The following is a 1,362-nucleotide window of genomic DNA, read 5'->3' on the forward strand; positions in this document are numbered from 1 at the left end:
CGCCTTCCTTCACCAGCCATTTGGCCAGCGTGCCTTCCTCCATCGTGGGGGACAGCGCGGGCATCAGGATTTCCGTGGGCATGACGCGCTCCTTACCGGTAGGTGACTTGCTTCACGGCCTCGATCACCTCGGCGGTGGTCACCAGCGCGTGTTTTTCAAGATTGGCCGCATAGGGCATGGGCACGTCCTTGCCGGTGCAGTTGATCACCGGGGCATCAAGCCAGTCAAAGGCGTTCATCATGATATAGGCCGACAGATGGTTGCCGATGGATCCCACCGGCCAGCCCTCTTCCACGGTCACGCAGCGGTTGGTCTTCTTCACCGACTCGATGACAGTGCCGTAATCGATGGGCCGCAGCGTGCGCAGGTCGATCACCTCGGCAGAGATGCCCTCTTCGGCCAGCTTGTCGGCGGCTTCGAGCGCGTATTGCATGCCGATGCCGAAGGAGACGATGGTCACGTCCGTGCCTTCGCGCCAGATGCGGGCCTTGCCGAAAGGCACGGTGAAATCGTCCATCTCCGGCACGTCGAAGGACCGGCCATAGAGGATCTCGTTTTCAAGGAAGATCACCGGGTTCGGATCGCGGATCGCACTTTTCAGCAGGCCCTTGGCGTCCGAGGCCGAATAGGGCATCGCAACCTTCAGGCCCGGCACCATGGAATACCATGCCGCGTAATCCTGGCTGTGCTGCGCGCCCACGCGGGCGGCGGCGCCGTTCGGACCGCGGAACACGATCGGACAGCCCATCTGGCCCCCGGACATGTACAGCGTCTTGGCGGCGGAGTTGATGATCTGGTCAATCGCCTGCATGGCGAAGTTGAAGGTCATGAATTCCACGATGGGCTTCAGCCCGCCAAAGGCGGCCCCGACCCCGATCCCGGCAAAGCCATGTTCGGTGATCGGCGTGTCGATGACCCGGCGGTCGCCGAATTCATCCAGCAGACCCTGCGTCACCTTGTAGGCGCCCTGATATTCCGCGACCTCTTCGCCCATGACGAAGACATTCGCGTCGCCGCGCATCTCTTCGGCCATGGCATCGCGCAGCGCCTCGCGCACGGTCTGGGATTTCAGCTTGGTGCCTTCGGGCCAGTCCGGCTCCACCGCGCGCGCCTTGGGTGTCGCGGGGGCAGAGGCGGGAGCCGCCTCCGCCGGGGCAGCGGGCGTCTCCTCGGCGGGCGCCTCGGGCGCCTTGGCTTCGGCGTCGCCCGAGGCCGCTTCGGCGTCCTCGACGCTTTCGCCTTCCTCGACCATCACCGCGATGGGGGTGTTGACCTTCACCCCTTCGGTGCCCTCGGCCACCAGCAGCTTGCCGACGATGCCTTCATCGACCGCCTCGAATTCCATCGTGGCCTTGTCGGTC

1 protein-coding gene is annotated in these 1,362 nt (G+C 64.5%); it reads right to left on the minus strand.

Annotated features, from left to right (window positions below; translation table 11 throughout):
• Window positions 1-92: 92 nt before the first annotated feature.
• On the minus strand, window positions 93-1,362 hold a 1,270-nt coding region (locus tag VK682_RS27175), incomplete at its 5' end, for a pyruvate dehydrogenase complex E1 component subunit beta (RefSeq protein ID WP_324782985.1).

Source organism: Salipiger marinus (assembly GCF_035481585.1).
Taxonomy (GTDB): Bacteria; Pseudomonadota; Alphaproteobacteria; order Rhodobacterales; family Rhodobacteraceae; genus Salipiger; species Salipiger marinus.